This window comes from Sporosarcina sp. P13, assembly GCF_002743055.1.
GTDB lineage: Bacteria > Bacillota > Bacilli > Bacillales_A > Planococcaceae > Sporosarcina.
The window spans coordinates 22,512-29,440 of the sequence record NZ_PDYM01000041.1; the positions used below are offsets into that span (position 1 = coordinate 22,512).

Below are 6,929 nucleotides of genomic sequence, written 5' to 3' on the forward strand. Positions count from 1 at the left end.
ACCTACCTTACTTTTTACCGCAAGAAGTCGACTAACGAAGGCTGGATAATACGTGCCCCGACCGATAATGTCGCACGATGGATGGACTCTGATGTAATTAAATCCGTTATCGTTTTTTCATAATCAATGTCTTCGTTTTCGGAACGTTGCTTTTTCGCAGCACCTTCTTGCATTACAAGACGATTATGCATGAGTTCTGCACGATTGGAACGAGCACCGACTTCAGCACGGTTTTGTAGGACATCACCCATTAATCCATCAATTCCTTCAATAGCTGTTCCAAAATCGAAACTTTCGCCTTCGTTTTGTATTTTAGTAAATAAGTCATTGATATCATTGAACATTTTGGATGCATTTGTACTAACTTTTAATTCTACTCCATCATATACTTCAATGTATACATTCTCTTTAAAAGATTGACCTGTTTCATAAGTCTTTGAAGTTTTATTGTATAGCGGTTGATCGGTCATCTTCCCGCTGAATATATACTTATCTCCAACTTTAGTATTTGCTAGTTCTTGGAGTTGCTCTTGCAATTGCCCTAGTTCAACTCTAATCATATCACGGTCACTTTCCGTCATCGCCCCAGTATTGGCTGCATTCGTGGACAGTTCTCTTGCTCTATGCAAGATTTGTCCAACAACATCTAGCGCATCATCAGAACTATCGAGCCAGTTATTGACTTCACCTAAGTTTTTCTGGAACTGTTCGACTCTTGCTACTTGCATGCCGAAGCCAAGACCCTTCATGACGACGACTGGATCATCAGATGGACGGTTAACCTTTTTCCCCGTGTTTAATTGTTCTTGAAGTTTCCCCATTTTCATATAGCTACCTGACAAGTTACGCAGCATATTTTGTGAAAGCATGGATTGTGTTACGCGCATGGAAATTCCTCCTTAATTATCTGCCGGATAGACCCATTCCGTTGACGATTTTATCGATAGCTTCATCCATTACCGTGATCATACGAGCGGATGCGTTATATGCTTGCTGAAAACGGATCATATCAGTCATTTCTTCATCTAATGAGACGGAAATGATAGAATCGCGTCGATTGGAAATCGCCAATAGAAGTGTGCCTGTGTTATCCGTCATTTTCACAGCTTGCTGGCCTGCTACACCAAGTTCTCCGATTGCTTGTGAGTAGTAAGTTTGGAGGCTTGAACCACCTAACCCAGGTAACTTTTTAAATAGTGCATCCGCTAGTTTTTTAGCATTCCCACCATTCCCAACTTCTGGACCACTTTCGGGTTCAGAAGTCGAAGCCGCTACTTTATTTGGATTTTTTATCAGAATATCATTTATACCAATTGAGCTGGCAGTTATGGTTCCTCCAGTCTTAGCTATGAAGAAATCTTTTCCTTGCTGCCCTTGTAAATCAGTTCCAGACGTATGAATTTTATTGAATACCGTAGCAAATTCTGCCGCCATTTTATCGATCTTTACTAACATATCTGTATACAGACCTTTAGGGGTACCAGCATCTACATAACCATATGATTCAACATGGGAACTCAGTTCTCCGTCTTTGACCATATTGCCTACTGGTAAATTCCCATCCCCCCTATTCGTTGCTGGTGGTCCATTGAATGTGAATCCCGTAATGTGCTCCGGAAGATTTCCATCCGTGTCTTTACCATCTACTGTAAGGGTAGAGTATTCCAATTTCTGCAGCACCGTGATTGGCGCACCCGTTGTCTTAATTTGAATCGTCACTGTACCTTCAGAAAAGGCTAAAGCACGTCCACCTGTTTTTTCATAACTGACTTCAATGGGCAAGTGCGTTGCTAGTTTATCTAGCAGTCCGTCGCGCGCATCATAAAGATCGTTTGGCAAAAATCCATTCGGTTCCACGTCTGCAATTTGACGGTTCAGTTCACTAATTTGCTTTAACGTAGTGTTAATATCATTTGCGCTAAAATCTATTTCAACCGCGTAATTGTTTCTAATTTCGGATAGTAATTTATGAACATAGTTGAAAGAGTCGGATATCTCCACACCACGTTCCACTACAACTGCACGCGCCCCACCATTTTCCGGATTCGTCGCGAGTGTTTGTAAGGATTGCCAGAAGTCGCTAATTGATTGCTGTAAGCCGTATTCAGAAGGCTCTCCAAGCACATCTTCCATATGTGCAATGGCCTTTGAACGCGATTCCCAGTAACCAAGCTTATTAGCTTCGCCGCGGTATTGATAATCGACAAATGAATCACGAATCCGTTGAATGGACCCTGCTTCCACACCTGTTCCTAAAAATCCCGGTTGAGTCCCAGCGTTCAATCCTATCCCTGGAAAGCCGGACGTTGCCTGCATATTGACACGTTGGCGCGTGTAACCCGGTGTATTGGCATTCGCGATATTATGCCCTGTCGTATAAAGAGCGGATTGCTGTGTATACAATCCGCGTTTGCTAGTTTCTAATCCCATGAATGTCGAGCGCATAGTGTGGCCTCCTTAGGCTTGGGAGTCGAATGAAGAGAGCTTTGGCTTAGCTCCTGGCGACTGCCCTCGTACTTCGTTTTTCGTGTAGTTGACGTTTTCCGGACGCGGACGGATCATGTCCAGCGATAGATTCACAAATTGAAGCGATTGATAGGTCATTTGTTGGTTGAGTTCGTTCTGCCGTTTCAACTCATGAATCGCATGCAGGAGACGTTCCCTCGCCTCTGCCAACGGTTCTTTGTCCGGTTCGTTTGCTAGCTCAATTAGTTGTGTCATCGTTGGTTCGGCAAGTACTGAACTTCCTTGTTCAGTTATATACTGCTTTACCGCGTGCACGCGTTTTTGATCCATTTGCACAATAGCCGCCAAGTGGGCTTGCTCCTCTTTCAACAGTTGGTCAATCCCGTCGATATCTCCGCTTTTCAGCAGTTCGGTCTTGTCGTTGGACAGACGGAGCAAGCTCTTATGCAGTTTTTCTAGGTGATTAAGCATTGTCAAAATTGATTCAATGGACATTAATATTCCTACTTTCTATAATTACTTATTGAAATACGACAGCATATTCGAAGCGAGTGTTTTCGCGTCTACTTGATATTCACCGGACTGCACTTGCGCTTTTAGTTGCTGCACGCGTTGTTGACGTTCTGTCTCAACTGAAGATGCCGCTAATAACTGTTTCGCTTCCGATGAAATTTCTAGCTTGTCAGTTTTCATTTCATACGACTGCTTCGTTTGATCGACTTTCATTTGTTGATTGCGGTACGGGTTAACTAGCGGTGTCTTGAATCCTCCTACTTTCATCAGTCTCGCTCCTTTCATAAAAAGGCCTATTGATAAGTTCTATACTTTATTTCGGCAGATTTCAAGAGATATTTAGAGTCTTTGGCAAGAAAAAAACGAGCAGGACATACTGCTCATTTTACTTCCACTCATTTAGATTTTTTTTGTGTATAGTATGCGCCACGTTCTGCCGCTGCTAACGCTTCACGTAATTCCATTGCAGCATCATGCATATTGAGTTCATGCTTGATTTCTTCCGTACATGTATCACATAGTTTTCCAGTAGTCGTGAGCGCTCCACATTTGTCGCATGGATAGCCAAGGTTTGGAAATATCGTGGTTTGTAGTCTACCTTTACGTACCCATTCATGTAGAAGGCTTTCTGTGACCCCTGTTACTTCAACAATTCGCTCGATATTCGCTGCACGATTTTCACGCTTGCGTAAAAAATGGTAGACTTCTTCATATTTTTTTTCTTCATCGGCTGTACAGGTAGTACATATATCCCTAAACCCGGTAAAACTAAAAATATTTCCACATGTCGGACAAATTCTTATTTCCGCCATTACAATCACTTCTCTCTTTTAGATCTGAATAACGTTACAGCTTCCACACGCCTAGCGCCTTTACTTTTAAGCGCGCGTGCGGCATGACGCAAAGTAGTGCCCGTCGTGTAAATATCATCGACGAGTATAAAAACTATCTCCTTATTTGGTATATCGTCTATCACTTCAAATAGTTCAGTCATCTCGAGACGTTGTGCGCGTGTTTTTTCACCCATTACTGATTCCGTCGTCTTTTGTAAGTAGCTTTGATACGAAATATTTGCGGCTTTTAGTAAGGCCTCCACTTGCGCGAACGTGCGATTCCTTTTATTTATAGGGTGCATCGGAATAGGTACAATCATCTTTTTCGGATCGTTTAATAGTATTCGTAACTCGCTTGCGAACACGGTAGCGAGTGCGATATCTTGTAAAAATTTGAATTGATGCAAGTAGTCGCGTGCTTGTTCATTATATGCATACAGCGAATGAACAGAATCGAGTATTTCATCCTCTTCTACGCTGTCGATTCGCTCGAACAGGTCAAAGCACGCTGTACAGATTGATTGCATTTTTGCGATTCCTAGCAATTGTTGCCAAGTCGGTTGATTGTCTAGTCGTTTGTCGCAAAGTAGGCAGTTCATAGCTGTACCTCTGTTTTATTCAGCTTACGGATTTCATTTTTCGCTTCGTCCATTGCGCTTGTAATGCCTTGATGGAATAATACGAAGTCACCTGAAGTATTCGGTACGGAACGCCCTACCCTGCCACCGATTTGGATCAATGCACCTTTGTTGAAGATCGTTTGTTCTGCCCCGACGACTGCCACTTGTACGTTCGGTATCGTAATTCCACGCTCGAGAATGGTCGTAGTTAACAGACCAGGAATTACTTTATCCCGAAGCAATTGTACACGTTCTTTACGATTTTCATGTTCGGCATGGACCGCACAAATTCTTTCATCTAGTTGTTGAAAGAGAGTTTCCGCTAGTTCCATTAATTCAATCTGATGAAAGAATATGAGGAACGGTTGCTGTTTATCTAAACGTTCTTTCGTCCAGCCTAGCAATTTTTTCGGGATTTTCTTCTTTTTCAGCTGTTTCTCATAGTTCCATAGTGGGATGTTACGAGGTTCAGGTAATGGTTGTCCGTGATAACGCCTTGCGAGTATGGAGATATTGCCTTGCTTTTTATTCATCGCAAGTAGCTGAGCGGAAGGTGTGGCGGTGACGAAATGAATTGGGCCATTCGGTTTAACCGCTTTCTTTACGGCTTGCTGTAGTGTTTCATCCGCTGTATACGGAAAGGCATCTGCTTCGTCTACGAAAATCGCATCAAATGCTTGGTGAAACCGATACAGTTGATGCGTAGTCGCTAAAATTAATTGCGCATCAAAACGCTCTACTTCGGCACCCCCGTACAATGCTTCGACTACTGTATCCGGGAAGGCCGTTTTCAATCGCGGCAGTAACTCCAAAATGACATCTACTCTGGGTGCGGCTAGACAGACTCGTTTGCCTTCATTTAATAAGTAATGGATTGGCTGAAACAACATTTCTGTCTTGCCAGAACCGCACACCGCATAAAGTAAGTGCGGGATGCCTTGTTTTGTGCTGTCGAGTAATTCATTTGTTGCCTTTTGTTGGGATGGTGTTAGATTCCCTTGCCAGTTCATACAGTGATTGGTTGGATAAATGGGTGTTTGTCCCGTCCAAATGAGCAGTTCTGAACAACGAGAAACACGTCCCATTTTCAAACAGTTTCTACAGTAGGCACATGTCGTTTCGCATTGCGCGCACTCGAATGTAGTAAATGTTACTTGATTCGAATTAAAACAGCGGTTACACGTATAATGCTTGCCGTGCCAAGTGGTTTTCGTTGTCACCCCTTCAATCACTTGAATCCATCCATTTTTGATGGCTGTATCGATAGATTCTGTCGGGAACGGCATGACGCGGCGCAGCCAAATACGGCCCGCTAAAAATTGTTGTAGTTCGTTGTGTTCGGCTATAGAGGATTCCTCCCTTATGTCCCGCGCCGTTTCACCCAGCCGAGACCCATGGCCCCTTCACCAAGATGGGTGCCGATGACCGGGCCAAAATGGCTAACCGTGAAATCGACGTTCGGATGTTTTTTCTCAAGTAGTTCTTTCCACTCTACTGCTTCGTTGTAGCGATTGCCGTGAATGACGACTGCGTCTAGTAACTGGTCTTTCGCATCTTCTGCTAATAAATCTGCAATGCGCTTCATCGCTTTTTTCGATGTACGGATTTTCTCAAAAGGTACGATAACTTTTTCTACAAAATGCAGGATCGGCTTTACTTGTAACAAGCCACCGACGAGAGCCTGCGCGCCTGATAAACGTCCGCCACGTTGTAGATGGGATAAGTCGTCTACCATGAAATAAGCTTTCATCGTTTTCTTCATTTCTTCTAACTCTTCAAGTATTGCGTGCGGAGCGACACCTTCGTTCGCTAGTTGCGCTGCACGGATGACGAAAAAGCCTTGGGGAAAGGCTGAAATTTCCGAGTCGAATGGCAAAATTTCGATGTCTGGTACCATTTCAATAGCTTGCATCGCGCCCATGTATGTACCACTGATGCCGCTTGAAAGGTGAATCGAAATGACGGTGTCGTAGTCTTTTGATAGGTTTTCGTATAGTGCTTGAAAGTCGCCAATGGCTGGTTGCGATGTTTTCGGTAGTGGACCTTTGCCACGTACCTTTTCATAAAATGCATCCGTTGTTAGGTCGACTTCTTCCGCGAATGATTGGCCGTCAATTGTTACGAGCAAGGGTATCGTATAAATCCCGAGCTGTGCTTTTATATCATCCGGCACATAGGCCGTGCTATCTGTCACAATCGCCGTTTTCAACATGATCAACTCCTGCCCCCTATTCTACCTGAAATCGATGGAATTGGCATCTGTGAAATCGATGCTGAACTAGTAAGTTGCACTTGTTGTCGTGTCCGGGATTTCCGTTCCGGGTGGACGCTTTTGAACTGCACCCCAAAACTTGGACACATTCAAAATGAAAAGGATGTGGTTTAAGTGGGGAAAATAGATGTGGAAGAAAAGATTCAAGCTATTAAACGATATGTTGAAGGTAAAGAAAGTCTTGGTGAGATCGCTCAATCTATCGGAATTGACAAGAGTGAAATT

The 6,929-nt window shown here is 43.5% G+C and carries 9 protein-coding genes; 1 reads left to right on the plus strand and 8 read right to left on the minus strand.

The window, feature by feature from the left end; translation table 11 throughout:
• Window positions 1-14: 14 nt before the first annotated feature.
• The 8 genes from flgL to CSV79_RS14485 all read right to left on the minus strand — a co-directional run bounded on the left by flgL (window position 15) and on the right by CSV79_RS14485 (window position 6,641).
• On the minus strand, window positions 15-887 hold the full coding sequence (gene flgL, locus CSV79_RS14450; protein ID WP_099689754.1) for a flagellar hook-associated protein FlgL: 873 nt from the start codon (window positions 885-887) through the stop codon (window positions 15-17).
• Window positions 888-903: 16 nt separating this feature from the next.
• Entirely contained in the window at window positions 904-2,445 is a 1,542-nt protein-coding gene (flgK, locus tag CSV79_RS14455) for a flagellar hook-associated protein FlgK (RefSeq protein WP_099689755.1), read from the minus strand.
• 12 nt (window positions 2,446-2,457) lie between these two features.
• Window positions 2,458-2,961 (minus strand): flagellar protein FlgN, encoded by a 504-nt coding sequence (locus tag CSV79_RS14460; protein WP_099689756.1) that lies wholly within the window; start codon window positions 2,959-2,961, stop codon window positions 2,458-2,460.
• A 21-nt stretch (window positions 2,962-2,982) separates the two neighbouring features.
• Window positions 2,983-3,246 carry a flagellar biosynthesis anti-sigma factor FlgM gene (gene flgM / locus CSV79_RS14465; RefSeq protein WP_158232553.1) on the minus strand — a complete coding sequence of 88 codons (264 nt, stop codon included), beginning with the start codon at window positions 3,244-3,246 and terminating at the stop codon, window positions 2,983-2,985.
• 128 nt (window positions 3,247-3,374) lie between these two features.
• On the minus strand, window positions 3,375-3,791 hold the full coding sequence (locus CSV79_RS14470) for a TIGR03826 family flagellar region protein (RefSeq protein WP_099689758.1): 417 nt from the start codon (window positions 3,789-3,791) through the stop codon (window positions 3,375-3,377).
• A gap of 5 nt (window positions 3,792-3,796) precedes the next feature.
• On the minus strand, window positions 3,797-4,411 hold the full coding sequence (locus CSV79_RS14475; protein ID WP_099689759.1) for a ComF family protein: 615 nt from the start codon (window positions 4,409-4,411) through the stop codon (window positions 3,797-3,799).
• Entirely contained in the window at window positions 4,408-5,718 is a 1,311-nt protein-coding gene (locus tag CSV79_RS14480; protein ID WP_099689760.1) for an ATP-dependent helicase ComFA, read from the minus strand. Before CSV79_RS14480 ends, CSV79_RS14475 begins: the two co-directional genes overlap by 4 nt.
• 74 nt (window positions 5,719-5,792) lie before the next feature.
• Window positions 5,793-6,641, minus strand: a complete 849-nt coding sequence (locus CSV79_RS14485; protein ID WP_099689761.1) for a DegV family protein — start codon at window positions 6,639-6,641, stop codon at window positions 5,793-5,795.
• A 192-nt stretch (window positions 6,642-6,833) separates the two neighbouring features.
• Between CSV79_RS14485 and CSV79_RS17485 the strand changes: the two genes are divergently transcribed.
• On the plus strand, window positions 6,834-6,929 hold a 96-nt coding region (locus CSV79_RS17485), incomplete at its 3' end, for a hypothetical protein (protein ID WP_369824990.1).